Below are 24,969 nucleotides of genomic sequence, written 5' to 3'. Positions count from 1 at the left end.
ACAATTCAATAATGAAAATAATACTTACAGGTGCTACAGGAGTTCTTGGATCTCATATTTTGTATGAAATTCTAGAGCTTTTTATCAACAATAAAATTGACGGAAAAATTTTTCTTATTGCAAGAAGTAAAGGTAAAAACTCCGCTTTAGATCGAATAAACGAACTCTTATCCAGCAGTTACACACCTAAAATCATCAAAGATAAAGGAATCGCAAAACTGCATGAATATATTGAAATTATCGATACTGATTTGGCTTCAATTCAGGATACTTTTTCAAGCCAAATAAAAGATGCTTACTTCATTCACTCAGCGGGATATGTGAATTTATCCACTGACGTAGACCAACGTGATAAAATTTTTGATGAAAATACGACAATCACAAAATCACTTTTCAAAATATTTCATCCCTTTATTAAAAAGTTTATTTATATAGGAACTGCTTTTTCATCAGGAATTAGAAAAGGATTGATTGATAATGATTTTCATAGTTTAGGATTCAAACCAGAACATCGCAATGCATATGAAAATGCCAAATTCCATTCGGAGAATTTTATAGCGCAAGAATGCAAAAAAATAGGTTTACCATTCCAAATTTTGCGCCCGAGTGTTATTGGTGGTAAAATGCTAGGGACCGAAAATCAATATTTTATTTCTAAATATATGGTTTTTTATCTTTTGGCAAAATTCTTTCACTTTACTTCCCAACGAAAAGGAGACCAAGAAAATGTGCGTTTTATTGTCAATGAAGATACCGTTTTGAATATCATTCCAGTAGATTATGTGGCAAAAGTGATTTTAAACACATTCGAAAGGAATGATATTGAACAGCTTAATATTGTTAATGCCAAAAGTTTCAATATGGTAAGAGGATTGCAATTGATTATGAAAGAAGTGGGTTACACTAATTTTACTTTAATCCAAAATCCGTTAGACTTTAAATACAAAAATACCATCGAGAAATTGTATTATGAAAGCATTGGAAAACATTTAAGTCCCTATTTTACAACTGCTGCTAACGAATACGATACCACTTTACTGAACTCCATCCTTGAAATACCAAAACTAGACCAAGAAGCATTTACCAGCATGATTCGTTATGCCAGAGTGAATAATTTTAAAGATATTAATGTTTAATTTCAGGAGCTAATTACTTCGTCAGTTCGCTGCGCTCGTGTCCCGCTGTACACTATAATCTATTGCTCCGAACCCCGGCACAATAGGATTTCCGTTTCCATCGGGGCTAGTTAAAACGATTAACTATAAAAAATCAAAAAATGACAACAATAAAAATAGCCGGAGTTCCAGAACATTTTAACCTTCCTTGGCATTTAAGCATCGAAAACGGAGATTTTGAAAAAGAAAATATCGATTTACAATGGACTGACGTTCCTGAGGGAACAGGCAAAATGTGCCAAATGCTTCGTGATGGAGAAACGGATATTGCCGTAATCCTAACCGAAGGAATCGTAAAAGATATCGTTGCCGGAAATTCAAGTAAAATTGTTCAGGTTTATGTTGAAAGTCCCTTAATTTGGGGAATTCATGTCGCTGCAAAATCCAATTATAAAACGTTAGCTGATCTAGAAAATACCAAAGTTGCGATTTCCAGATTAGGTTCCGGTTCACAATTAATGGCCTATGTCAATGCTGATAATCAAGGTTGGGAAACAGATATCCTTCAGTTTGAAATTGTAAATACCATTGATGGTGCAGTTGAAGCTTTGACTAATGGAACTGCTGATTATTTTATGTGGGAACGTTTTATGACAAAACCACTTGTTGACAAAGGAATTTTCCGCAGAATTGCTGATTGCCCAACGCCTTGGCCTTGTTTTGTAATTGCTGTTCGCAATGAAGTTTTAGAAAAAAATCCAAAAATCATTTCTAAAATTGTAGAAATCATCAATAAAACAACTCAAGAATTTAAAGACATTCCGAGTATTGACAAAACTTTAGCATCAAATTACAATCAAAAAATAGACGATATTCAGGAATGGCTTTCATTAACGCAATGGTCACAAAGAACTTTGACAGAGGAAGTGTTAAACAAAATTCAAAATCAATTATTTCAACTTAAAATTATCGATAAAAAAGGTACTTTTGATGCAATTGTAAAAACAGTCTAGATTTCTGTTTTTATGTTATTATGATAAAAATAAAAAAAATTACTTTTCAAGGTATTAAACAAAAATTTCAGGTCAAAAAACCCTGGGATGATGTTATTATTTTTGTCTTAAACATATTAATTGCGATTCCGGTTTTTATAATTGTACATCAAAATCTAATCAATCCCAATTGGTTTTTTAATATTGACAGGATTATTTTATTCCTGCTTATCATAGTGTCAATACAATTAATCTTGAGATTTCTTAGGACAATTATTCTCATTTGTATTCTCTTGTATTTAATGGTCTTACTTTATGGTTCAGTGATAGGGAATTATGGTTTCAACAGTGTTTTTGAAGACTATAATTCTATGATGTATTCTATGTCGTATAATCCATATCCTCAAGATATAATCATTGCTAAACTACTTCCGTTTCCCAATAAATCAAAAATAATTAATGCCATAGAATATCAGAATCCAAAAGTGAGGAATTTTGCGATTATGGCAACAACTAAATATTTCAAAAATGTAAAAGGATATTCTGATTACAGAACTATTATTCAATGTTTTGCAGTATTTAAAGAAATAAATCACCGTTGGAATTACGTGAGTGATCCTAAAGATGGGGATTATATTGCATCTGCTAGTGAATCATTAGACTATTTTTCAGGTGATTGTGATGATCATTCCATATTAATGGCCGCAAGTGTCAGGGCTATTGGCGGAACTCCCCGATTGATTCATACTAAAGGACATATTTATCCCGAAATATTAATTGGTTCTCAAAAGGATTTAGAAAAAGTAAACTTTCTAATCAAAAATGTTTTGTTTGTAGATGAAAGTAACGAGAAACAACTTCATTATCACATTGATGAACGTGGCCAAATATGGATGAACCTCGATTATACTGCAAATTATCCTGGCGGTCCTTTTTTATCCGAAGAAATTTTAGGTGCTTTAACTTTAGAATAAAACTAATTAAATAAAAAAACTCCATTATTTCTAATGGAGTTTTTTGTGGGCGATGAGGGGTTCGAACCCCCGACCCCCTCGGTGTAAACGAGGTGCTCTGAACCAGCTGAGCTAATCGCCCTTCTACAATTTGGTAATTTTCATTTCCTTATTGCGAGTGCAAATATACACCTAGAAATCGTATTTACAAGTAAAATAGCAAAAAAATAAAATAAAAAATAACAATAAATATCTTTGTCTCTCTATGCTAGCACTTTAAATACATCATGAAAGCTTACTATTTTTTTGTATTGAGTTGTTATAGTCTTACATTTGCGATATAAATTATAAATAATGGCAAGGTTTAAAGAAAATGATTTACCAAAATCAAAAATTACCGCAAGTTCACTTACTAAAGCAACTCTAATATTTCAATATGCTGGAAATCATCGCTGGAAATTTTATGTAGGTTTAGTTTTTTTATTGCTGACAGGAGCAACCGCGCTTGCTTTCCCTAAATTAATGGGAATGCTTATCGATTGTGTGAAAAATAAAGATAATGCTCAGGCTAATTATATTGCCTTGGGATTAGTTGTCATTTTATTTTTTCAATCTATTTTTTCGTTTTTCAGATTGTCATTATTTGTCAATTTTACGGAACATACTTTAGCAAATCTTAGATTAGCACTGTATAGTAATCTGGTAAAGTTGCCCATGTCATTCTTTTCACAAAAGCGTGTTGGGGAATTAAACAGTAGAATCAGCTCTGATATAACCCAAATACAAGATACCTTAACCTCTACAATAGCTGAATTCCTGAGACAATTCATTTTAATTATTGGTGGTGTTCTTTTATTAGCAAACGAAAGCATCAAATTAACCTTGTTGATGTTGTCTGTTGTTCCCCTTGTGGCTGTTGCTGCGGTTATTTTTGGGCGTTTTATTAGAAAATATTCAAAAAACGTTCAAGATAAAGTTGCCGAAAGTCAAGTTATTGTTGAGGAAACCATGCAGGGAATTACTATCGTTAAGGCTTTCGCCAATGAATGGTACGAGATTGCCCGTTACAATGGAAAAATAAAGGAGGTTGTGAAAATTGCCATTAAAGGTGGGAAATATAGAGGCTACTTCGCTTCATTCATTATTTTTTGTCTTTTTGGAGCCATTGTTGCCGTAGTTTGGTTTGGCGTTCGTTTAAGCATTAGCGGAGAAATGAGCGTAGGACAATTAATTTCGTTTGTATTGTACTCTACATTTGTAGGGGCTTCTTTTGGAGGAATTGCGGAACTTTATGCACAGATCCAAAAAGCAATTGGTGCAACCGAACGTGTTTTTGAATTATTAGATGAAACTCCTGAAAAAATCAATTCAATCCAAAATGCCTCTTCTGCAAATAAAATAAAAGGGAATGTTACTTTCAAAAATGTTGCGTTCAGTTATCATTCAAGAAAAGAAATACAAGTATTGAAAGATGTTAGTTTTACCGCTAATTATGGTCAAAAAATAGCTATTGTAGGACCAAGTGGAACCGGAAAATCAACAATTGCATCATTATTATTACGTTTCTATAATATTGATGAAGGAGAAATATTGGTTGATGGGAAAAATATTTACGATTATGATTTAGAAAATCTTAGAGGAAATATGAGTATTGTACCGCAAGATGTTATTTTATTTGGTGGAACAATCAGAGAAAATATTGCTTACGGAAAACCAAATGCAACCGAAGAAGAAATTCTTACCGCTTCAAAACAAGCTAATGCTTATAATTTTATCGAAAGTTTTCCCGAAAAATTTGAAACTATTGTAGGTGAACGAGGAATTAAACTTTCTGGTGGACAACGACAACGCATCGCCATTGCGAGAGCATTACTTAAAAACCCAAGTATTTTAATCCTAGATGAAGCCACATCTTCATTAGACAGTGAAAGTGAAAAACTAGTTCAGGAAGCACTTGAAATTCTGATGCAAGGAAGGACAAGTATCATTATTGCACACCGTCTTTCAACAATTCGTAGTGCTGATCAAATTTTAGTTCTTGACAATGGAAAAATAGCTGAAAAGGGAACACATCAGGAATTAATTACTTTAGAGAATGGAATGTATAAAAATTTAAGTAATTTGCAGTTTAGCAATTCTTAGTATTCGTTACTAATTTCACAAAAAAAAACTCCATTCTGTAAACTGAATGGAGTTTTTTTATATGATTGAAAACGTAATGTTATTTCCCTTTTCTCCTGTTACGTTCCGTTTTAATCATTGACAATTCCCGACTGGTTTGTCCAGCAACAGAAGTGTTTTCTTCGGCACGACGAATCAAGTAAGGCATCACATCTTTAACAGGACCGAAAGGTAAGTATTTAGCAACATTATAAGTATTAGCAGCCAAATTATAACTTATATTATCGCTCATTCCATACAATTGACCAAACCAAATTCTCTTGTCATTTGTTTTAATACCTTTCTCTTGCATTAATTCCATTAGCGTATAGGTGCTTTCCTCATTATGGGTTCCTGCAAAAATTGACATCGTATCTAAATGATCAATCATATAGTGTACTGCAGCATCATAATTTTCATCCGTAGCCTCTTTTGAAGTGCATATTGGTGACTTATAGCCATTCTCTTCAGCACGCGCAATTTCTTTTTCCATGTAGGCACCGCGAACTAATTTCATTCCAATTAAAAATCCTTCTCTTTTGGCTTGTTCATGTAATCTTTTCAAATAATCCAAACGATCCCAACGGTACATTTGTAACGTATTGAAAACAATAGCTTTTTCTTTATTGTATTTACGCATCATTTCGGTAACTAAATCGTCTGCGGCATCCTGCATCCAGCTTTCTTCACCGTCAATAAGAAGTGCTACATCTTTAGAATGGGCATCTTTACAAACTATATCAAAACGCTCCACTACTCTATTCCATTCCGCTTGTTCTTTGGCGGTTAATTCTTGTTTTTCTCCTAATTTTTGATACAATTCAAAACGTCCAAAACCAGTTGGTTTAAAAACTGCAAAAGGAATAGCTTTACGCTCTTTGGCAAATTCGATTGTTTTTAAAGTCATTTCCAATGCAGCATCAAACTGATCTTCTTCCTCTTTCCCCTCTACAGAATAATCCAAAACAGAAGAAACTCCTTTTGTAAACATTTTATCTACTACAGAAAGACAATCAACCTCATTTACTCCGCCACAAAAATGGTCAAAAACAGTAGCACGAATCAAACCTTCGACCGGAAGATTTGCTTTCAATGCAAAATTAGTAACCGCAGTTCCTATTCGAACTAAAGGCTGATTATCAATCATTTTGAAAAGAAAATAAGCTCTATCGAGTTCGGTATCGCTTTTTAAAGCAAACGCAACTTGTGTATTATTGAATATTTTTTCCATTTTTTGTGATATTTTTGTACAAATATAGATAGAGTTTTGAATATTATTCCCCAAAAATTACCTTATTTTGCCCTTTCAATTAATCAATAAAGATGCAATCAATTCACGCCAACAGTTATCCAATTCATTTTAACGAAAAAGGATATGAAGCATTAAACCTTCATTTAAAAGAAAACAAATATTCTAATTTATTTATTATTGTCGACAGCAATACAAATGAGTTTTGTTTGCCAAAATTTCTGCCTTTTTTAGAAACTGATCTTACTATAGAAATTATAGAATTTGAAGCAGGAGAACAAAATAAAAATATTGAAACCTGCGTGCAAATTTGGAATGTATTGACTGAACTCGGTGCGGACAGAAAAAGTCTTGTACTTAATTTAGGCGGCGGGGTTGTTACTGATTTGGGTGGTTTTGTAGCTTCAACCTTTAAGAGAGGTTTAGATTTTATTCATATTCCTACTACTTTATTATCTATGGTTGATGCTTCTGTGGGCGGAAAAAATGGGGTTGATTTAGGGAATTTGAAAAATCAAATAGGCGTTATCAATGTACCGGCAATGGTTCTTATCGACACTCAATACCTTGATACTGTCCCGCAAAACGAAATGCGATCTGGTTTAGCTGAAATGTTGAAACACGGTTTAATATATGATAAAGGATATTGGGAGCAATTTTTAGATTTAAAAGCAATTGATTTTGCTGATTTTGATGCATTAATTTATCGTTCAGTCGAAATAAAGAATGAAATTGTAAAGCAAGATCCTACTGAAAAAAACATTCGTAAGTCATTAAATTTTGGTCACACATTAGGACATGCTATTGAAAGTTATTTTTTGGAAAATGAAAATAAAACTACTTTATTGCACGGTGAAGCAATTGCAGTAGGAATGATATTGGAAAGTTATATTTCATTAAATAAAAACTTGATCAATTCAGGGGAATATATCCAAATAAAATCAACAATTAAGACCATATATGACGACATCGTTTTTGAAGAAAATGACATAGAACCTATTTTGGAATTACTTATTCATGACAAGAAAAATGAGTACGGTAACATTCAGTTTGCTTTAATAGAGGGTATCGGGAAAATAAAAATCAATCAATCGGTTGAAAATGAATTAATTCTTAAGGCTTTCCTGGATTATAAATCTTAATTATTTTTTTATAAAAAGGATTGCGTTACGTATATATTATTTTTTACATTTGCCACGATGAAAAAAAGTCAAAATAAAACAATTTATAGTGCTAAGAAAAACCGAAACAATATGTCTTTTTTAAGGATATTGAAGCGTTTTTATTCTATTAAAGGAAACTTTAGTTTTGATGTTTTTCAATATTTGAAATCGGACCACGAAAAGCTTCAAATAATTTATGCAAATATCAGAGTTTGAATTTTAGATTAATTATTTTTTACGTACATTTAATCTAAAATCATGAAAAACAAATGAATACAAAATATTCTGATTTAATAAATCAAACTTATTACTTTCCCCAAGAAGAATTTACATTAAACAAAGATAACCTTCAGTTTCACAATATTGACTTGATGAAACTAGTGGAAAAATATGGAACACCATTAAAATTCACCTATCTACCTCAAATTTCCAATAACATTAACAAAGCCAAAAGCTGGTTTCGTAAATCGATGGAAAAAAATAAATATGAGGCTAAATATTACTATTGTTATTGTACAAAAAGCTCCCATTTTGAATTTATCATGAATGAAGCTTTTAAAAACAATATACACATTGAAACCTCCTCTGCTTTTGATATAAATATTGTTGAAAATTTATTAGAAAACGGAAAAATCAACAAAAGTACTTATATTATCTGTAACGGATTTAAAAGAGATCAGTACATTGAAAACATAGCCCGGTTAGTAAATAACGGACATAAAAATACTATTCCAATTATTGATAACTATGAAGAACTAGATTTGCTTCAAGGTCAAATAAAAGGAAAATTTAAAATCGGAATTCGTATTGCTGCTGAGGAAGAACCAAAATTTGAGTTCTATACTTCAAGATTAGGAATTGGATACAAAAACATTGTTCCTTTTTATAAAAAAGAAATCAAAGAAAATAAAAAACTGGAACTTAAAATGTTGCACTTTTTTATTAACACTGGGATCAATGATAATGCCTATTATTGGAACGAGTTAGTAAAATGTATCAAGGTTTATGTTGCATTAAAAAAAGAATGTCCTACATTAGATGGATTAAATATTGGTGGAGGTTTTCCTATAAAAAATTCATTGACATTCGAGTACGATTACCAATACATGATCGATGAAATTATCAATCAGATTAAAATAGCATGTGACGAAGCAGAAGTTGATGTTCCAAATATCTTTACTGAATTTGGTTCGTTTACTGTTGGTGAAAGCGGAGGTGCAATTTATCAGATCTTGTATCAAAAACAACAAAATGATAGAGAAAAATGGAATATGATTGATTCTTCTTTTATCACCACTTTACCAGATACATGGGCTATAAATAAGCGTTTCATTATGTTAGCAATTAACCGTTGGAACGACACTTACGAAAGAGTTCTATTGGGTGGAATGACCTGTGATAGTGACGATTATTACAACTCCGAGCAAAACATGAATGCTATATATTTGCCAAAATACAACAAAGAAAAACCATTATATATTGGATTTTTCAATACCGGAGCTTATCAGGAAACAATAGGTGGATATGGAGGCCTACACCACTGTTTGATTCCACAGCCCAAACACATACTGATAGATAGAGATGAAAATGGAATTTTGGCAACTGAGGTTTTCTCAGAACAACAAACTTCTGAGGACGTTTTAAAAATATTAGGTTACGACAAAAAATAAATAATTAATTATACAATTAGTCAATTTAAAAATTCGTTAAATTTGAAATACAAATTCAATGTTTCGATTTTTAAATCTTTAAATTTTAAAAAATGAGCAAAGGACCAATCAGTCAGTTTATAGAAAAGCATTACCTGCATTTCAACTCTGCATCTTTAGTTGACGCAGCTAAGGCATACGAACAACAATTAGCCAACGGTGCAAAAATGATGGTGAGCATGGCTGGTGCTATGAGTACAGCTGAAATTGGAAAGATTTTTGCTGAAATAATTCGTCAGGATAAAGTTCAGATTATTTCTTGTACAGGTGCAAATCTTGAAGAAGATATTATGAATTTAGTAGCTCATTCTCATTACGAAAGAGTTCCAAATTATAGAGATTTAACTCCCCAAGATGAATGGGATTTATTAGAAAGAGGCTTAAACCGTGTAACTGATACTTGTATCCCGGAACATGAGGCTTTCCGTCGTTTGCAAAAACATATTTACAAAATTTGGAAAGATGCTGATGATAAAGGGGAAAGATATTTTCCACATGAATTTATGTATAAAATGTTGCTTTCTGGTGTTCTGGAAGAGTATTATGAAATTGATTTAAAAGACAGTTGGATGTATGCTGCTGCTGAGAAAAATTTACCTATTATTGTACCTGGTTGGGAGGATAGTACGATGGGAAATATATTTGCCTCTTATGTAATTAAAGGTGAATTGAAAGCATCAACAATGAAATCTGGTATTGAATATATGGTTTTCTTATCAGATTGGTATCCGAAAAATAGTACTAATGGTGTAGGTTTTTTCCAAATTGGTGGAGGAATTGCCGGGGATTTTCCAATATGTGTTGTACCAATGTTATACCAAGATATGGAAATGCATGACATTCCGTTTTGGAGCTATTTTTGTCAGATTTCAGATTCAACAACCAGTTATGGTTCTTATTCTGGAGCGGTACCGAATGAAAAAATTACTTGGGGTAAATTAGATATAAAAACTCCTAAGTTTATTATTGAATCCGATGCTACCATTGTAGCACCTTTAATTTTCGCTTATTTATTAGATTTATAGAATAACTTTATGAAAAGAGTAATAGTTGATTACGCAAAACTAACAAATGAAATTTTAAACCTTTTGGTAGAAAAATTTCCTGAAGGATATGATGATTCAAACATTATCCGTTTTAGAAATGCTAAAAATGAATTAATAGAAGCTGTCGAAGTACGCACAGAAGACACCATTTATTTAGTAAAAGTTAGCACAAAACTGGCAGACAGAATTGAAAATTTTGACGAAGACGACGAAATTGATGACGTTATTGAACCGATCAGCGGACTTGAACTTGATGACGATGATTCAGTTGACGACGATGATGATGAAAACTTAGATAAGCCAGATAAAGATAATGGAGAGGATGACGAAGATGATGATAAAGATATATCGGACGAAGAAGATGATGATGATGAAGATTAACAAAACTCTTCAATAAAAATAAAAAAGGAACTCTCACACGAGTTCCTTTTTTTATTAATTTAGAATTCAAAATATACGCCAAAATGACACAAGAAACTTTACATGCCAAACTCAAGGAAAATTTTGGTTTTGAAAAATTTAGGCCCAATCAAGAAGAAATAATAAATTGTGTACTTTCTGGTCAAGATACTTTGGCTATTATGCCTACCGGTGGTGGAAAATCAATTTGTTTTCAATTAACCGCTTTAATTTTACAAGGAATTACAATCGTAATTTCTCCATTAATAGCTTTAATGAAAGATCAAGTAGATAGTTTAAAAGCAAATGGTATTGCCGCCTGTTTTATAAATAGTAGTCAAACTGAAGACGAACGTCAATTTTATATTGAAAGCTTAAAATCGAACGTTATAAAGTTAGTTTACATTGCGCCAGAAAGCCTTTTTTATCTTGACAACATTTTCAATAGTTTAACTATAAGTCTTATTGCAATAGATGAAGCACACTGCATTTCAGCTTGGGGACATGATTTTCGTCCGGCTTATACTAACTTGGGTTATCTTAAAAACCGCTTTCCTTTTACTCCAATCTTAGCTTTAACTGCAACTGCCGATAAAGCTACACGTAAGGACATTAGCGAACAATTAAATTTAAAAAAACCTAAAATATTTGTAGCTTCTTTTGACAGAAAGAATCTAAGTTTAGAAGTTCGTCCTGCTTTAGACCGAGTAAAACAGATTATTGATTTCATCCAAGAAAAGCCAAATGAATCGGGAATAATATATTGCTTAAGCCGAAAAACAACGGAAGAACTAGCTGAAAAATTACAAAAAACAAGAATAAATGCTAAAGCATATCATGCAGGTTTGGATAATAAAATTCGATCTCAAACCCAAGATGAGTTCATTACTGATGATTGCCAAGTAGTTTGTGCTACAATAGCTTTTGGAATGGGAATTGACAAATCTAATGTTCGCTGGGTAATTCACTATAACTTACCAAAAAACATAGAGGGTTATTATCAAGAAATTGGTCGTGCTGGTCGGGACGGATTGCCATCTGAAACTATACTGTTTGAAAGTTACGGCGATGTTATTCAACTTCAAAAATTTGCTTCACAAGGTTTGAATGCTGAAGTACAATTGGCAAAATTAGAAAGAATGAAACAGTATGCCGATGCTTTAAGTTGTCGCAGAAAAATATTGCTTTCGTATTTTGGAGAGCTCGTTACTGAAAACTGTGGGAATTGTGATATTTGCAAAAATCCACCTTCTTTTTTTGACGGTACTATTATTGCCCAAAAAGCATTATCGGCAATTATTCGTTTACAGGAAACAGAACCATTACCTGTAATTATTGACTTTTTACGCGGATCTAAAAATGCTTATATTTATGAAAAAGAGTATCAAAAACTTAAAACTTATGGAGTTGGCATTGATCTTTCCTGGTTTGATTGGAATCAATATTTAATCCAACTCATCAATTTAGGCTATTGCGAAATTGCATTTCATCAGCAAAATAAAATTAGACTGACTGCTTTTGCAAAAAAAGTATTATTTGAAGGAGAGAAAGTACAACTAACTACTGTTCAGAAAATCAATATCGACAAACAAGAAGTCAAAGAAATTAAAAGCAAATCTAATTTAAATTCATTATTTGATAAGCTAAGAAAACTGCGATACGAAATTTCAAAGGTTGAATCTGTTCCGGCTTATGTCATTTTTAGTGATTCGGCTTTACGACAAATGGAAACTGAAAGACCTATGAGTGAACAGGAATTATTAGCCATTGACGGTGTGGGAAAAGCCAAATTGGAAAAATATGGTGACGCCTTTATAAAAGCAATTATTGATTTTCAAAAAACTAAAATTGTTAAAAAAAAGAAAGAAGCTACAACTTATAAAGAAACATTAGAATTATACCAAAGCGGATTATCTGTTGAAGAAATTTCTCAAAAACGAAAATTAGGATTAAGCACGATTATGTCCCATTTAGCAAAATTATATGTTGACGGAGTTGCTATTGATTTAACTCTATTTATATCCAAAGAAGAAGTTTCTAAAATTGCTGAAGCTCAAATAAAACTAGAGTCACCAAATACACTGAAACCTTATTTTGATTATTTTGAAGAAAAAATAGATTACGGTAAAATCCGTTTGGCATTGGCTATACTAGAAAAAGAAAATGCTGTATTTTAAAAATTAATATGATAAATTCATTTCATCCATTTGTGAATTCTCAAACTAAAATTTTGATTTTAGGAACGATGCCAGGCATAGCTTCTCTGGAAAAACAGGAATATTATGCTCATAAACGAAATCATTTTTGGAAGATAATGTACACACTACTAGCTAATTTACCCGTATCAGAAGTTTTTGAAGAAAAGATACAGTTATTGCAAAATAATAAAATTGGATTGTGGGATGTTTTAGAAAATTGTGAAAGAAAAGGAAGTTTGGACATCCACATTAAAAATCAAAAAGAAAATGATTTTGAATCGTTGTTTAAAGAATTTCCAACAATCACTAAAATCATCTTTAATGGAAAAGAAAGTCATAAATATTTCCTGAAAAAATTTGGACAAATAGAAGGCATCACGTATTATGTGATGCCTTCAACTAGTCCTGCTAATACAATGTCTTTTGAAAACAAGTTAAAAATCTGGTCAACTTGCTTCGAATAATCTATAAATATCTTTCTTGAAAAACTTTTTGATGGTGTTTTTGATGACCAATGATAATAAAACCTATTGCACGAACTGAAATATTTGTATTAGAAGCCGTTCCTGTTCGCTTTAATTGGTCTTCTGAAAAACTTTTAAAAAGAAACAAATTAGAATGTCTAACCGCTGATAGTTCTGCTAATAAGTCCTGAATATTTCTATCATTCGCATTCGTGTTATCCACGAAATCATTTTCTTCAAATCCTGGTAAAGGTGTTTTATCATTCCTTGAAATTCGTAATGCGCGATAAGCAAAAATTCGTTCCGTATCAATGATGTGTTGAATGATATCTTTGATAGTCCACTTCCCTTCGGCATATCTGTAATCAAATTTATCCATTGGAATATTTTGTACAAAACGAATAAAATCGTGAAGACAAATTTCCAATTCATCAATCATTTCAACATTCCCGGCAGCACTTATATAAGTTGCATTAAATTGAGAATATTCACTTATAGGTAATTGATCTGTTTTCATTTTTTAGAATTAAGCGGAATTTCTACTTGCGTTTGTATTTCCAAAAAGAGAACGCGTTACAATTTTTTCATATACTTTAATCAAGTCTATATCAGGATTTTTTTCTTTATTAATTTCATTAATTCTCAATAAAGCATATTGCTGTATTGTTAACAACGGCAATACAATACGCTCTCTTATTTGTATAGATGCTTTACCATCAGGATAATTTTCCATTAATTCTTTATGACCTGCAATTTTCAAAAGCAAACGTTTCGTTTCTAAAAATTCATCATAGATTATTTGCCAAAAAGCACCAAATTCAGGGTCTTTTTTCATGTAAGCCGTTAACGGGAAAAATGATTTTGCCAATGACATCATGCTATTTTCTAATAACGTTTTAAAGAATAAAGAATTGTCATATAGATCTTGAACTTTATTCCACTGATCTGTATCTTCATAATGTTTTAAAGCTGATCCTACACCAAAAAATCCTGGTACATTTTGCTTCAATTGACTCCATGAACCTACAAAAGGAATTGCTCTCAAGTCAGCAAAATCTAAACTTTCAGATTTACTTCTTTTTGAAGGACGGCTTCCAATATTCGTTTTAGCATAATATTTCAAAGTACTCATTTGTTCTAAATATGGAATGAATTTAGGATGATTCTTAAAGCTCAAGTATTTTTCATATCCTAATTCTGCTAATTGATTTAAAATATCTTTCTCATTGGTTGACAACTCATTCTGTCCTTTACTGAAAACCTGATTTGTTACACCTGCACTCAATAAATTTTCTAAATTGTAACGACAAGAATCTAAAGTTCCAAAATTAGAACTTATCGTTTGTCCTTGTACCGTTACTTGAATCTCATTATTTTCAATATTTGGACCTAATGAAGCGTAGAATTTATGTGTTTTTCCACCACCACGAGCCGGAGGGCCACCACGACCATCAAAGAAAATCGCTTTTATACCATATTTTCTGGAGATTTCAGTAAGTTCCTCTTTAGCTTTATAAATACTCCAATTCGCCATTAAATACCCTCCATCTTTGGTTCCATCAGAAAAACCGAGCATTATAGTTTGCTTATTTTTTCTATTTACTAAGTGCTTAGCATATGCCGGATTGGTATATAATTTCTCCATTATAGCATGAGCGTTTTGTAGATCATCAACAGATTCAAAAAGCGGAATAATATCAACTGATGGATTTTCCCAATTACTCAAACGAAATAATGCAAAAGTCTCCATTACATTAAGTGCACTTTCATTATTACTTATAATATAACGATTTGCACCAAATTCACCATTCTTCTCTTGGATTTTTTTTATAGCCTGAATTGACTCAATAGTTGATTTAGTCATTTCATTATTGAAAACATTTGGATCTAAATCACCTTTAGTATTAGAAAGAACTGTAAATTTCTCCTCTTCGGATAATTCAAAATAATTTTCAGGAAAAACTGTTGGGTTTGAATTCAAATAGAATTCAACAACGTCGTTAAATACGGCATCATGAATTTTGCTGTTTTGACGAATATCCAAAGATGCAAAATGAAAACCAAATAAATTCACTTTAATTAGCAATGAATCTAACTCATCAAGATATAATGATTGGTGTTGGTCTATAATTATTTGCTTTATTTTTTTTAACTGTGACTTAAACTCATCCAAAGTAATGAAAATATCTCCAGTTGAATAAAATACTGAACGATAAAGCTTGTGTTCAAGTTCAGAAACCAAAACATCTACACCAGAGAAAGTTAACTTACGTTTTAAATTTCTCATTTCAACGTAATAGCATTTTAATATAGAAGTCCTCAAACGTTCAGCCACCTTCAATGTAATACCTGTTGTTACAAATGGATTTCCATCACGATCTCCACCTGGCCAAAATCCAAGTTTAATTAATGGGTTCTTAATTGAATTTCCATTAAAAATATTCTTTTGAAGATAATGTACCATATCTCCCGAAGTTTTATAAAACACATTTTCAAGATACCAAATCAAACTTACAGCTTCATCAAAAGGATTCGGTTTTTCATTTTGAATAAAAGGAGTTTTACCCAATTGAGCTAACAATTGCTTGATGTCAAGTAAATTATTTTTGCGGATAGCATCTGTTAAATCATTGATAATACCAAGAACAGCACCTGGGTAGAATTGTGTAGGATGGGCTGTTAAAACGGTTCTTACATTAAAATTTTCCAAGAAATCAATCAATTCCTCTTCTTTATCTTTTGCTTCTGATTTTTCTTTAATATCTCTCAAAGAACCTCTTCCTTCCATATTATTGACTACAGGAAAAGCAGCATCTTCAATCGCATCGAATAACACTATCTGTCTTTCGATATATTGAATAAAACGAAACATTAAATCAATTTTCTCAGTTTCTGAGGCGCTATGTAAATATCTTTTTGCAAAAAAATCAACAATTTCTTTAGGAGTTTCTTGCTTTTTAAAACCAGTATCACAAACATCTGTAAATAAGGGTAGTAAAACTCCAGTATTGTCAATAGAGTCAAAAGGTAATGTAATAAAAACACTATTATAAATGTGATATTTAGAAAGTACGTCCTGATTGAAACGTTCTATTTTAGGTAGCGTGTACATAATTTAGTTATAGTTGGTTTAGTTGGTCAATTTTTCATAAAAAAACCCCAAGAATAAACTTGAGGTTATATTTTAAAATATAGCGTTCAAGATTAATTACATGTTTTTGAAAATAGTGTGCATCAATCGCTTCTTATCATTTATGCTTTCTTCAAGAGAAATCATAGTTTCAGTTCTGTAAACTCCTTCTATATCATCAATCATAAAGATAACATCTTTAGCGTGTTTCGTATCTTTAGCTCTAATTTTACAGAAAATATTAAATTTCCCAGTTGTTACTGAAGCAACCGTTACGTAAGGAATCTCATTAATACGCTCTAAAACAAATTTTGTTTGAGAAGTATTATTAAGAAATACGCCTACATATGCAATAAAAGAATATCCTAATTTATCATAATCAAGAACTAATGAAGAACCCATTATAATTCCGGCATCTTCCATTTTTTTTACTCTAACATGCACAGTTCCTGCAGAAATTAACAATTTTTTTGCGATATCTGTAAACGGAACTCTTGTATTGTCAATCAACATATCTAATATCTGGTGATCTACTTCATCTAAACGAAACTTACTCATATTTCTTTAATTAATATTAATAATTGCTATTACAAAGTATAAAAATATACATAAAAAGTAATAAAATGATGTAAATGTTATACTTTTATCATTCCATTAACAAATTTTACGTTGTCGTCTAAATAAAAATCAGCTTTTTGATTTATTTTCGGAAAATTAGAATAGTCATCTTTATATAGCGCTCCTTTAGCATCATACTCATAATGACCAAAATGATTTTCTAATTCGCCAATTTGTGAAATATAGGCGTTAAAATAAATCTGATTTTCAAATAACTCTTCTTTGTATTGTGATGCAAAATTGGTGATTTTTTCGATACCATCATAATTTATTTTGATGTTTTTATACATAAAATCATAAAAAACGACTTTATTTTGAGGAATATTCAAATATTTATCAATTCCATTGCTAACTATAACGTTTTCGCAAAGTGACGTAAAACTCGAAATTAACGCTATGAAAACAAATTTCCTAGTTACTTCTCTCTCATAATCATTTGCAAAATGCCCTGCTTCAAATAATAAAGTTGGCACACCTAAAGACTGAAAAGTATCTCCTATGCAATTTATATTGAAAGAATCATCAAAACGCCCTATTTGATTAGGTAAATACTGTTGCAACGCATCGTTTATAGTTGCAATAAGATTAATTGCCTTCAATCTGGTATCATTGATTTCTCGTTGTTCATTATATGAAGGTGCTAAAAAAGACAATGTTGCAGGTTTGCCTGTATCGCTAACTCCAAATATAGTGCGTTGATCATGAAGATTAAAGCAGTAATCGGGTTTGAAAGTTTCAAAAGTTTGTCTCAATATCTTACTTTCAGGTTGAGAGAGATCTTGAGAATCTCTATTTAAATCTACTTTGTTAGCATTTTCACGCGTATACAATGTAGCTCCATCAGGATTTAACATTGGAATGCTGTAAAAAGTAAAGTTGTCAAGCAATTGTTTTGCTAAATCCGATCCGCTATTTAATACGTTTAAAAAGTCAAATAGTGCTTTTGTGGTTGTACTTTCATTTCCATGCATTTGAGACCAAAGAAAAATTCTAGTTTTACCTTCACCAATTTGATAAGAATAAATAGATTTTTCAAGGACTGATTTTCCAATTACCTGCAGTTGATTATTGGTGTTTAATTTTTGCAATAAAGGTTCAATTGAATCTAAAGTAATATAACGACCATGGATAGATTCTTCTTTATACTGATTGAATAATTGTTCTAAATTCATACTATATTATTTAATTTACAAAAGTAAACATCTTTGTATTTACATTTGTAAACAAAATAAATTTAAACTATTTCAATGATGTAAACAACATTTCTTATAGTTCGAGCTAAACTAAACGCTCAGTAATTGACAAATGTGATTAAAATTATAAATATAATCTATATAATTATTTTCCAATAAGTTATGAACTGCTATTTATACTTAAATTTTAATTAAAATACTTAAATAATCATTATTTACACTTGTGATTTTGGTACTTCTATTTAATTTAATTACATTTGTAAACGGATTAGTATCAATCAAAATTTACAATGGTAAACATAGACGATTTTATAAAAAGACTAGAAATTATATTAGATTATTACGGTTTGAATGCTTCATCTTTTGCTGATAAAATTGGCGTTCAGCGTTCGAGTTTATCTCACCTTCTTTCAGGAAGAAATAAACCAAGTCTGGATTTTATCCTTAAAATTTTAGACGTTTTTCCTGATGTAGATTTATATTGGATTTTGAATGGAAAAGGAACTTTTCCTAAAAATACCGCACAAATCAATACAAAAGAAAATGTATTTGAAGAAGTTGTAAAACAAAATATCCCTACTCCATTAAACAACGAAATTATTCCTGAAAATTTATTTTCAGAAATAAAAAACGTAAATCCAATAAATACTATAGAAACAAAAAAAGTGGAAAGTCAAAATATTGCAAAAGAATTTTTTTCGGGCGAAATTGATAAAATTGTAATTTTTTATAAAAATGGAACATTTAAAAGTTATGTTCCAGATTAATTTTTAGAATGATTTATAGTAAATGACCTTGTTCTTTTTATTAAAGAGATTTAATTTATGCTTTAAATCCTTTTTCAGCAATTTTGCCTTCAACTCCTATATAATGTCTTTTCAAAATAAACATATCAGCTTGTAAATTTCCTGACGGAATTAATGGACTCCCTATGTTTACTTCTTTTTTACCAAAATCAAAAGCGACGGGAATTATGGGAACATTTGCTTTCAATGCAATATAATAAAATCCTGTTTTTAGTTCGTATACTTTATTACGAGTTCCTTCTGGAGCAACTGCTAAACGGAAAATTTCTTTTCTTTGAAAAATAGCTGCAATTGAGTCTACTTTATTTAGCCCACCCGTTCTATCCAAAGGTTCTCCTCCCATATATTTAAAGTAATAGCCGAAAGGAAAACTAAATAATTCTTTTTTTCCAACCCAATTCATCTCTAGTCCTAATATTTCTCGGGTAAAAACTCCTAAATAAAAATCATGGGCACTAGTATGTGGCATAACCATCATTACACATTTTTTTATATTTCCGTCTATCGTTCCAACTATTTTCCAATTCATAAGGTTAAAAAATATCCATTTATATAATTGTTTCTTCATCTCTTATTAACTTTTTTTACAAAACTAACAATTAATATCTATTAAAGATACATGTGTCTCTTCTTCGAATCTGGATATAAACCACTTGAAAACGGCCAGAAATAAATATCTTACATATTGTGGGAGATTAAATTATTTGTAAAAAGTTCTTATGATGAATGGAAAAGTGCTTTAAAAAATGGCTGTATTAAAAAATATCAATGTTCAAAAGACTAAAAAAAGGCCCAAAAATTACTTTTCGAGCCTTTTTTTATTACCATTTTGTTAAACCTAATAATTTTTCGCCCAATTCACTGAGTTTAGCTGTTTCATATTTAGTTTGTTCCCAATTACGCGGATCTCCAGGAAAGGCATATCCTTCTGGTGCAATTCGGTTTTTCCAAGAATTGATTCGCCAATCACGCAGCTCTTCATTATCTTCTTCAGCAGGCATCATTGAAATGTATTGGGCAACCCTTATTTTGTCTTTTGTTAAATTTGGTCGAATACCATGTGGTTGCGAACTATTAAAAATTAATAAATCACCTGCTTCCATTTTCGGCTTTACAAATTGTCCTTCAAAACCTGTTGTATCTGGTTGGAAACGATTTCTATCCTCAGGTTGCGTTAATTTCCAAGTATCATAAGTACGAAACAATTCTGGAATACATTGAAAACCTCCCATATTTTCATCATCCGCATCCACTAAGGCTAGCACACCTTGTACATTTTGAGGTTTTGTTTCCGGATCGTAGTCCCAATGAATAAAACCTTTGAATACATGATCTGGTCGTACTGGAAAATTAAGATTTGCTCGATCTATTGTAACCCATAATTTTTCGGTTCCCCATACATCTGCAAAAGCATCATGTACTTTTTGCATTTGGCGATTATCCCATTGGTATTGATGATTATATAATTCAACCATACCGCTATTATTTAATTCTTTCATTTTCATTTCTGCTCTTGGGGCTGTGTACCAAGTTTCAGGATTATTGGGGTCTTTTTCTTCAAATTCCCAAATGAAATCAGCTAATCTTTTAGCATTTTCTTTAGGGATAGCATTTTTTATTATTATATAACCGTTCTCAATCCAAAATTGCCATTGTTCTTCCGTGAGTAAACGAAGAGGTTTACCGTTAGAACGATCATTTAATTTTGCGGTACTTGATTTTGCAACAGAAGGATTTCCTGGGATATCGTTATGTGTATTAGTAGTCATAGTTGGCGTCATTGTAGGTACCATGTTTTGATTCTTGTTTTCCATATTGATTAAGTCTTTAAATTTCATAATTCAAATGTAATAGGATTTATCATGTTGAATTTCAACAGAATTTACCATAATTTGTACTATATTGACATTTATTCTTATATTTAAACAACAAATAGTATATTTATGATATAATAAAGATACAATCAGATGAAAATTGTTTTTGAAGACATCAAACGTTTAGCAGGAAGTTCATTTCGAATTTTAGTTAATCCCAAACTAAATGATTTTTATTATTGGCATTTTCATCCTGAATTTGAATTAACTTTTATTGAAGCACCACTCGGCACAAGGCGCATAGGCAATCATGTGGGACAATTTGAAGGTTCAGATTTGGTTTTTATAGGTTCTAATATTCCGCATTTAAATTTTGATTATGGAATCAAAACCGAATATGAAAAAGTAGTTTTACAAATCAAACAAGATTTTTTCAAAAATGATTTTATTACAACACCGGAACTGGCTTCAATTTATCAATTATTTCAAAATTCAAAAAGGGTAATTTGTTTTAATGGAATAACAAAAGAATCTGTTGGAAAACGATTAAAAAAAATTCATCATTTACCCAACTTTGAACAATTTGTAGAAGTCTTATCTTTATTTCAAATGTTGGCCATATCAGATGAAATAACCTATTTGTACGAAGCTCCATTCGATGATTTTTATAACAATAAAGAACAAACTCGATTGAAGGTTGTCTATACTTTTATTGAAAATAATTTTCAAAGAAACATAACCATTGAAGAAATGGGAGAACTGACGCATTTATCTAAAGCTGCTTTTTGTCGCTATTTCAAGAAAATGACACGCTTGACGTTTACTGAATTTCTGAATCAATATAGAATAGAACAAGCAAAACGGCTTTTGAAAAGTGATAAAAATGTAACTGAAACCTGCTACGAATGCGGCTTTGAAAGTCTTTCTTATTTTAATCGAATATTTAAGAAAGTAGTAGGTGAAAATCCTATTCAGTTTAAGAAAAGATAAAAAAAGGTGCATTTCCATTGTTTTAGAAATACACCTTTTTAAATTCATTCTGTAATATTAAAACTGGCTACATAAAAGTTTTTATCAATTTCAAGTTTTGGATTTTCTGTATCTGCCTGAACATTCTTCCATTCCGTTTCTGGTTTTAGCAATTCTTCTTTACCGTTTAGAGATACTTTCACTGGCATATTAAATCCCGAAACACAATTTGTCCAACGATATCCAAGTTTGTTGGCCTTGAAAAAATATTCTAATGTAGGAATTCTGGTATCTCTTAAATATTGATTAAAAATCGTTGTTAAATCAATACCAACCTGTTGGCTTAAGTAATTTTCAATTTGTTTCGTGGTAACCGTTTGATGATAAAAAGCACTGTTCAAACCCCTTAAAATTGTTCTCCATTTTACATCATCGTTGACAATTTGACGTAAAGTGTGCAACATATTTGCCCCTTTATAATACATATCACTTGAACCTTCATTGTTGACATCATAATGACCAATAATTGGTTTGTCATTTTCAATATTTTTTCTAATTCCTCTTACATAAGTATATCCGGCATCCTTACCATAATAATATTCAAGGAAAAGACTTTCAGAATAATTAGTAAAACTCTCGTGAATCCACATATCAGCAATATCCTTATAAGTGATATTATTAGCAAACCACTCGTGTCCCGATTCATGAATAATAATAAAATCAAACTTTAAACCCCAACCGGTACCACTTAAATCTCTACCTCGATATCCGTTTTGAAAACCATTTCCATATGTAACACTACTTTGATGTTCCATCCCTAAATAAGGAGCCTCAACTAGTTTATAACTGTCTTCATAGAATGGATAAGGTCCAAACCAATGCTCAAAAGCTTTTAGCATTCTCGGAACGTCTTGAAATTGTTTTTTTGCCTTGTCCAAATTGTTCCTCAAAACATAATAAGAACAATCTAAATCTCCTTTTTCTCCTTTGTATTTTTCTGAAAAAGAAACATAATCACCTATATTTATATTTACACCATAATTATTGATAGGGTTTGAAACATACCAATTAAATGTTTTAGTTCCATCTTTCATTTGTTTTATACTTTGTAAACGACCATTAGAAACATCAGTCAAACCTTTGGGAACATTCACACTAATTAACATACTTTCTACTTCATCATACATATGATCTTTATTGGGCCACCAAACGCTGGCACCTAATCCTTGACAAGAAGAAGCTATAAAAGGATTCCCGTTACTATCTTTTTTCCAAGTTATACCACCATCCCAAGGCGGATTTACTGCTATCTTAGGTTTACCTCCATAATAAATAATAAGTTCTTTTGTCGAACCTGTTTTTTGAGGAGCTATCAATTCAAGAAAAAAAGCATTTCCTTCTCTTTTAAATTTTAAAGATGTACCGTCCTGAATTACTTTGTATATCTCCATTGGATTCTGCAAATCAATTTGCATTCTATTGTATTCTTGTAGAACTTGATATCTTATCGTATTTGAACCTGTAATTGTACTATCGACAGGATTTATTTTAACATCTAAGTGATAGTATTTCACATCCCACCACGCTCTTTCTTTGGTAATACTACCTCGTAATGAATCTTGTCTGGTAAAAATTTCTTTTTTATGTTCAAGAAGACCTTGAGCTTTTGTGTTATTAGAAATAAGAAATGCAATAAAAATTATGCTAAAATATTTTGTCATGAATTTGAAACTTAGAAATAAAATATAAATTATTTTTTACAAAAAAAATAAAAAATCAATGCAATTTAGAAACTGATTTTTGTTCTATTACCGCTGTGAAATCAGTAACAAAACGATTGCCGTAATCGTCTAATAGTTCTAAAATTCGTAACTGTTTATCTGATTTTACAATTAACCCTGCATGATATTCAAGCGGAACTCTGAAGCAAACTTCTTGATCTGAAAACGATGATAAATCAGGATGTTGAAATTTAGATAAAGTCAAAACAATACCAGCGTATTCTTTTTTTACTTCTGGTAAAGCGTATATTGTCTCTTTTACCAATGCGTTTTCAATTGCTGCCCACTCTTTCCATAAATTTATATTTGAAGCTTGAGCGACCATTTCTGCAAGATGCGCTCCACCAACGCGGGATGAAGTTTCGAGAAAATAAATTTTCCCGTCTTCCTTACATTTTATAAATTCAGTATGAGCAGCACCATGTTTCAGTCCAAAGCCACTCAAAACCTGCTTATTTATATTTTTAATGGATTTGTCATCTTCAGAATCATACGGAATATTGGCAGAACGAAAAACTCCTCCACCTTGTGAAATTTCCATAGGTGTAGTTAAATATTTTGAAGTTAAACTAAAGATTACTTTGTTATCTGATATCAAACTATCACAATGATATACATCACCAGGTTTGAATTGCTCCAATAAATATTTGAATCTATTATTCCCCATTTCATTAATGTGAATCCATAAACTCTCTTTATCATATACTTTTATAATACCTGTTGCTGAAGCTTCGGAACGTGGTTTTAAAACCCACGGAGCTTGAATCGAATCAGCAAAAGTATTGATGTCATGATCATTAAACAGGGAACAAAAAGCTGGAATTGGAATGGCACAACTCTTTGCTCTCATACGCATGGCTAGTTTATCTCTAAAATAGCGTCCTGTGGTTTGACCCATACCATCAATACGAAGATTTTCGCGGAGATAAGTTGCTTTCTCTACATCATAATCATCGAGAGCAACAATGCCATCAATTTTTGTAGACTTCATAAAATTCCCAACACCTAATAATAAATGCTCTAAATTCCAATCTATATCCTGACCTTCCATATAAAAAATCTCATCAATATATTGATGTGGCCACGGTTTGTCTCTCAGTTTTTCACTTGTAACTAAATAGACTTTGTTACCTAACTTTTTTAAATTGATTAAAAAATCAGCACCCTTGAAATAATTCGAAATACAAAGGAAGGTTTTAGAGTTTTCCAT

The 24,969-nt window shown here is 31.2% G+C and carries 21 protein-coding genes and 1 tRNA gene; 12 read left to right on the top strand and 10 right to left on the bottom strand.

What is annotated here, in order from left to right:
• Window positions 1-11: 11 nt before the first annotated feature.
• From T410_RS12975 to T410_RS12965, 3 genes are all read left to right on the top strand, one after another.
• Entirely contained in the window at window positions 12-1,136 is a 1,125-nt protein-coding gene (locus T410_RS12975; protein ID WP_035672436.1) for an SDR family oxidoreductase, read from the top strand.
• Between the two features lie 140 nt (window positions 1,137-1,276).
• Complete coding sequence (locus tag T410_RS12970) at window positions 1,277-2,128, top strand: substrate-binding domain-containing protein (RefSeq protein ID WP_035672433.1); 852 nt, start codon at window positions 1,277-1,279, stop codon at window positions 2,126-2,128.
• A 20-nt stretch (window positions 2,129-2,148) separates the two neighbouring features.
• Window positions 2,149-3,081: a transglutaminase family protein gene (locus tag T410_RS12965; RefSeq protein ID WP_035672430.1), complete on the top strand. Its 933-nt coding sequence runs from the start codon at window positions 2,149-2,151 to the stop codon at window positions 3,079-3,081.
• A gap of 46 nt (window positions 3,082-3,127) precedes the next feature.
• Here T410_RS12965 and T410_RS12960 read toward each other — a convergent pair.
• Window positions 3,128-3,202: transfer RNA gene (locus T410_RS12960), tRNA-Val, on the bottom strand.
• 212 nt (window positions 3,203-3,414) lie between these two features.
• Here T410_RS12960 and T410_RS12955 point away from each other — a divergent pair.
• The gene (locus T410_RS12955; RefSeq protein ID WP_035672427.1) at window positions 3,415-5,202 is read left to right on the top strand and encodes an ABC transporter ATP-binding protein; all 1,788 of its coding nucleotides are present in this window, start codon (window positions 3,415-3,417) and stop codon (window positions 5,200-5,202) included.
• Between the two features lie 79 nt (window positions 5,203-5,281).
• Here the strand turns inward: T410_RS12955 and T410_RS12950 are convergent, their stop codons facing one another.
• Complete coding sequence (locus T410_RS12950) at window positions 5,282-6,451, bottom strand: proline dehydrogenase family protein (protein WP_035672424.1); 1,170 nt, start codon at window positions 6,449-6,451, stop codon at window positions 5,282-5,284.
• A 92-nt stretch (window positions 6,452-6,543) separates the two neighbouring features.
• On the opposite strand from T410_RS12950, the gene aroB reads away from it, so the two are divergent.
• From aroB to T410_RS12915, 6 genes are all read left to right on the top strand, one after another.
• A complete protein-coding gene (aroB, locus tag T410_RS12945) occupies window positions 6,544-7,611 on the top strand; it encodes a 3-dehydroquinate synthase (RefSeq protein ID WP_035672422.1) in 1,068 nt (355 codons plus the stop codon).
• Window positions 7,612-7,901: 290 nt separating this feature from the next.
• Complete coding sequence (locus T410_RS12935; protein ID WP_035672420.1) at window positions 7,902-9,302, top strand: decarboxylase; 1,401 nt, start codon at window positions 7,902-7,904, stop codon at window positions 9,300-9,302.
• 92 nt (window positions 9,303-9,394) lie between these two features.
• Window positions 9,395-10,366 carry a deoxyhypusine synthase family protein gene (locus tag T410_RS12930; RefSeq protein ID WP_035672419.1) on the top strand — a complete coding sequence of 324 codons (972 nt, stop codon included), beginning with the start codon at window positions 9,395-9,397 and terminating at the stop codon, window positions 10,364-10,366.
• A gap of 9 nt (window positions 10,367-10,375) precedes the next feature.
• A complete protein-coding gene (locus tag T410_RS12925) occupies window positions 10,376-10,768 on the top strand; it encodes a hypothetical protein (protein WP_035672418.1) in 393 nt (130 codons plus the stop codon).
• A gap of 83 nt (window positions 10,769-10,851) precedes the next feature.
• Entirely contained in the window at window positions 10,852-12,963 is a 2,112-nt protein-coding gene (recQ, locus tag T410_RS12920) for a DNA helicase RecQ (protein WP_035672416.1), read from the top strand.
• A gap of 8 nt (window positions 12,964-12,971) precedes the next feature.
• The gene (locus T410_RS12915; protein ID WP_035672413.1) at window positions 12,972-13,448 is read left to right on the top strand and encodes a DNA-deoxyinosine glycosylase; all 477 of its coding nucleotides are present in this window, start codon (window positions 12,972-12,974) and stop codon (window positions 13,446-13,448) included.
• A gap of 1 nt (window position 13,449) precedes the next feature.
• Here T410_RS12915 and T410_RS12910 read toward each other — a convergent pair whose 3' ends face one another.
• The 4 genes from T410_RS12910 to T410_RS12895 form a co-directional block, all read right to left on the bottom strand.
• Window positions 13,450-13,965 (bottom strand): DinB family protein, encoded by a 516-nt coding sequence (locus tag T410_RS12910; protein WP_035672409.1) that lies wholly within the window; start codon window positions 13,963-13,965, stop codon window positions 13,450-13,452.
• A 9-nt stretch (window positions 13,966-13,974) separates the two neighbouring features.
• Complete coding sequence (locus T410_RS12905; protein ID WP_035672406.1) at window positions 13,975-16,560, bottom strand: phosphoenolpyruvate carboxylase; 2,586 nt, start codon at window positions 16,558-16,560, stop codon at window positions 13,975-13,977.
• A gap of 96 nt (window positions 16,561-16,656) precedes the next feature.
• A complete protein-coding gene (locus T410_RS12900; protein ID WP_035672404.1) occupies window positions 16,657-17,136 on the bottom strand; it encodes an Lrp/AsnC family transcriptional regulator in 480 nt (159 codons plus the stop codon).
• Between the two features lie 77 nt (window positions 17,137-17,213).
• Window positions 17,214-18,368, bottom strand: a complete 1,155-nt coding sequence (locus tag T410_RS12895) for a M14 metallopeptidase family protein (protein WP_035672402.1) — start codon at window positions 18,366-18,368, stop codon at window positions 17,214-17,216.
• Window positions 18,369-18,679: 311 nt separating this feature from the next.
• On the opposite strand from T410_RS12895, the gene T410_RS12890 reads away from it, so the two are divergent.
• Window positions 18,680-19,156 (top strand): helix-turn-helix transcriptional regulator, encoded by a 477-nt coding sequence (locus T410_RS12890; protein WP_035672400.1) that lies wholly within the window; start codon window positions 18,680-18,682, stop codon window positions 19,154-19,156.
• A 55-nt stretch (window positions 19,157-19,211) separates the two neighbouring features.
• Here the strand turns inward: T410_RS12890 and T410_RS12885 are convergent, their stop codons facing one another.
• Together T410_RS12885 and T410_RS12880 are read right to left on the bottom strand one after the other, a co-directional pair.
• Complete coding sequence (locus T410_RS12885) at window positions 19,212-19,763, bottom strand: 1-acyl-sn-glycerol-3-phosphate acyltransferase (RefSeq protein ID WP_035672398.1); 552 nt, start codon at window positions 19,761-19,763, stop codon at window positions 19,212-19,214.
• Between the two features lie 253 nt (window positions 19,764-20,016).
• On the bottom strand, window positions 20,017-21,033 hold the full coding sequence (locus tag T410_RS12880; protein WP_369793029.1) for a phytanoyl-CoA dioxygenase family protein: 1,017 nt from the start codon (window positions 21,031-21,033) through the stop codon (window positions 20,017-20,019).
• A 129-nt stretch (window positions 21,034-21,162) separates the two neighbouring features.
• Between T410_RS12880 and T410_RS12875 the strand changes: the two genes are divergently transcribed.
• Window positions 21,163-21,999, top strand: coding sequence for an AraC family transcriptional regulator (locus tag T410_RS12875; RefSeq protein WP_035672395.1), 837 nt, complete (start codon window positions 21,163-21,165; stop codon window positions 21,997-21,999).
• A 44-nt stretch (window positions 22,000-22,043) separates the two neighbouring features.
• On the opposite strand, the gene T410_RS12870 is transcribed toward T410_RS12875, so the two are convergent.
• Together T410_RS12870 and T410_RS12865 are read right to left on the bottom strand one after the other, a co-directional pair.
• Window positions 22,044-23,699, bottom strand: a complete 1,656-nt coding sequence (locus tag T410_RS12870; protein WP_035672392.1) for a M1 family metallopeptidase — start codon at window positions 23,697-23,699, stop codon at window positions 22,044-22,046.
• Between the two features lie 55 nt (window positions 23,700-23,754).
• The gene (locus T410_RS12865; RefSeq protein ID WP_035672389.1) at window positions 23,755-24,969 is read right to left on the bottom strand and encodes an acetyl-CoA carboxylase biotin carboxylase subunit family protein; all 1,215 of its coding nucleotides are present in this window, start codon (window positions 24,967-24,969) and stop codon (window positions 23,755-23,757) included.

This window comes from Flavobacterium sp. 83 (assembly GCF_000744835.1).
GTDB lineage: Bacteria > Bacteroidota > Bacteroidia > Flavobacteriales > Flavobacteriaceae > Flavobacterium.
Note: the sequence above shows the minus strand (reverse complement) of the source record. Positions and strands in the feature narration are given on the sequence as shown.

Excerpts from the sequence above, each read along its gene's own strand:
- T410_RS12975 (WP_035672436.1), top strand. The coding sequence starts at position 12 with ATGAAAATAATACTTACAGGTGCTACAGGAGTTCTTGGATCTCATATT.
- T410_RS12970 (WP_035672433.1), top strand. The coding sequence starts at position 1,277 with ATGACAACAATAAAAATAGCCGGAGTTCCAGAACATTTTAACCTTCCT.
- T410_RS12965 (WP_035672430.1), top strand. The coding sequence starts at position 2,149 with ATGATAAAAATAAAAAAAATTACTTTTCAAGGTATTAAACAAAAATTT.
- T410_RS12955 (WP_035672427.1), top strand. The coding sequence starts at position 3,415 with ATGGCAAGGTTTAAAGAAAATGATTTACCAAAATCAAAAATTACCGCA.
- T410_RS12950 (WP_035672424.1), bottom strand. The coding sequence starts at position 6,451 with ATGGAAAAAATATTCAATAATACACAAGTTGCGTTTGCTTTAAAAAGC.
- aroB (WP_035672422.1), top strand. The coding sequence starts at position 6,544 with ATGCAATCAATTCACGCCAACAGTTATCCAATTCATTTTAACGAAAAA.
- T410_RS12935 (WP_035672420.1), top strand. The coding sequence starts at position 7,902 with ATGAATACAAAATATTCTGATTTAATAAATCAAACTTATTACTTTCCC.
- T410_RS12930 (WP_035672419.1), top strand. The coding sequence starts at position 9,395 with ATGAGCAAAGGACCAATCAGTCAGTTTATAGAAAAGCATTACCTGCAT.
- T410_RS12925 (WP_035672418.1), top strand. The coding sequence starts at position 10,376 with ATGAAAAGAGTAATAGTTGATTACGCAAAACTAACAAATGAAATTTTA.
- recQ (WP_035672416.1), top strand. The coding sequence starts at position 10,852 with ATGACACAAGAAACTTTACATGCCAAACTCAAGGAAAATTTTGGTTTT.
- T410_RS12915 (WP_035672413.1), top strand. The coding sequence starts at position 12,972 with ATGATAAATTCATTTCATCCATTTGTGAATTCTCAAACTAAAATTTTG.
- T410_RS12910 (WP_035672409.1), bottom strand. The coding sequence starts at position 13,965 with ATGAAAACAGATCAATTACCTATAAGTGAATATTCTCAATTTAATGCA.
- T410_RS12905 (WP_035672406.1), bottom strand. The coding sequence starts at position 16,560 with ATGTACACGCTACCTAAAATAGAACGTTTCAATCAGGACGTACTTTCT.
- T410_RS12900 (WP_035672404.1), bottom strand. The coding sequence starts at position 17,136 with ATGAGTAAGTTTCGTTTAGATGAAGTAGATCACCAGATATTAGATATG.
- T410_RS12895 (WP_035672402.1), bottom strand. The coding sequence starts at position 18,368 with ATGAATTTAGAACAATTATTCAATCAGTATAAAGAAGAATCTATCCAT.
- T410_RS12890 (WP_035672400.1), top strand. The coding sequence starts at position 18,680 with ATGGTAAACATAGACGATTTTATAAAAAGACTAGAAATTATATTAGAT.
- T410_RS12885 (WP_035672398.1), bottom strand. The coding sequence starts at position 19,763 with ATGAAGAAACAATTATATAAATGGATATTTTTTAACCTTATGAATTGG.
- T410_RS12880 (WP_369793029.1), bottom strand. The coding sequence starts at position 21,033 with ATGAAATTTAAAGACTTAATCAATATGGAAAACAAGAATCAAAACATG.
- T410_RS12875 (WP_035672395.1), top strand. The coding sequence starts at position 21,163 with ATGAAAATTGTTTTTGAAGACATCAAACGTTTAGCAGGAAGTTCATTT.
- T410_RS12870 (WP_035672392.1), bottom strand. The coding sequence starts at position 23,699 with ATGACAAAATATTTTAGCATAATTTTTATTGCATTTCTTATTTCTAAT.
- T410_RS12865 (WP_035672389.1), bottom strand. The coding sequence starts at position 24,969 with ATGGAAAACTCTAAAACCTTCCTTTGTATTTCGAATTATTTCAAGGGT.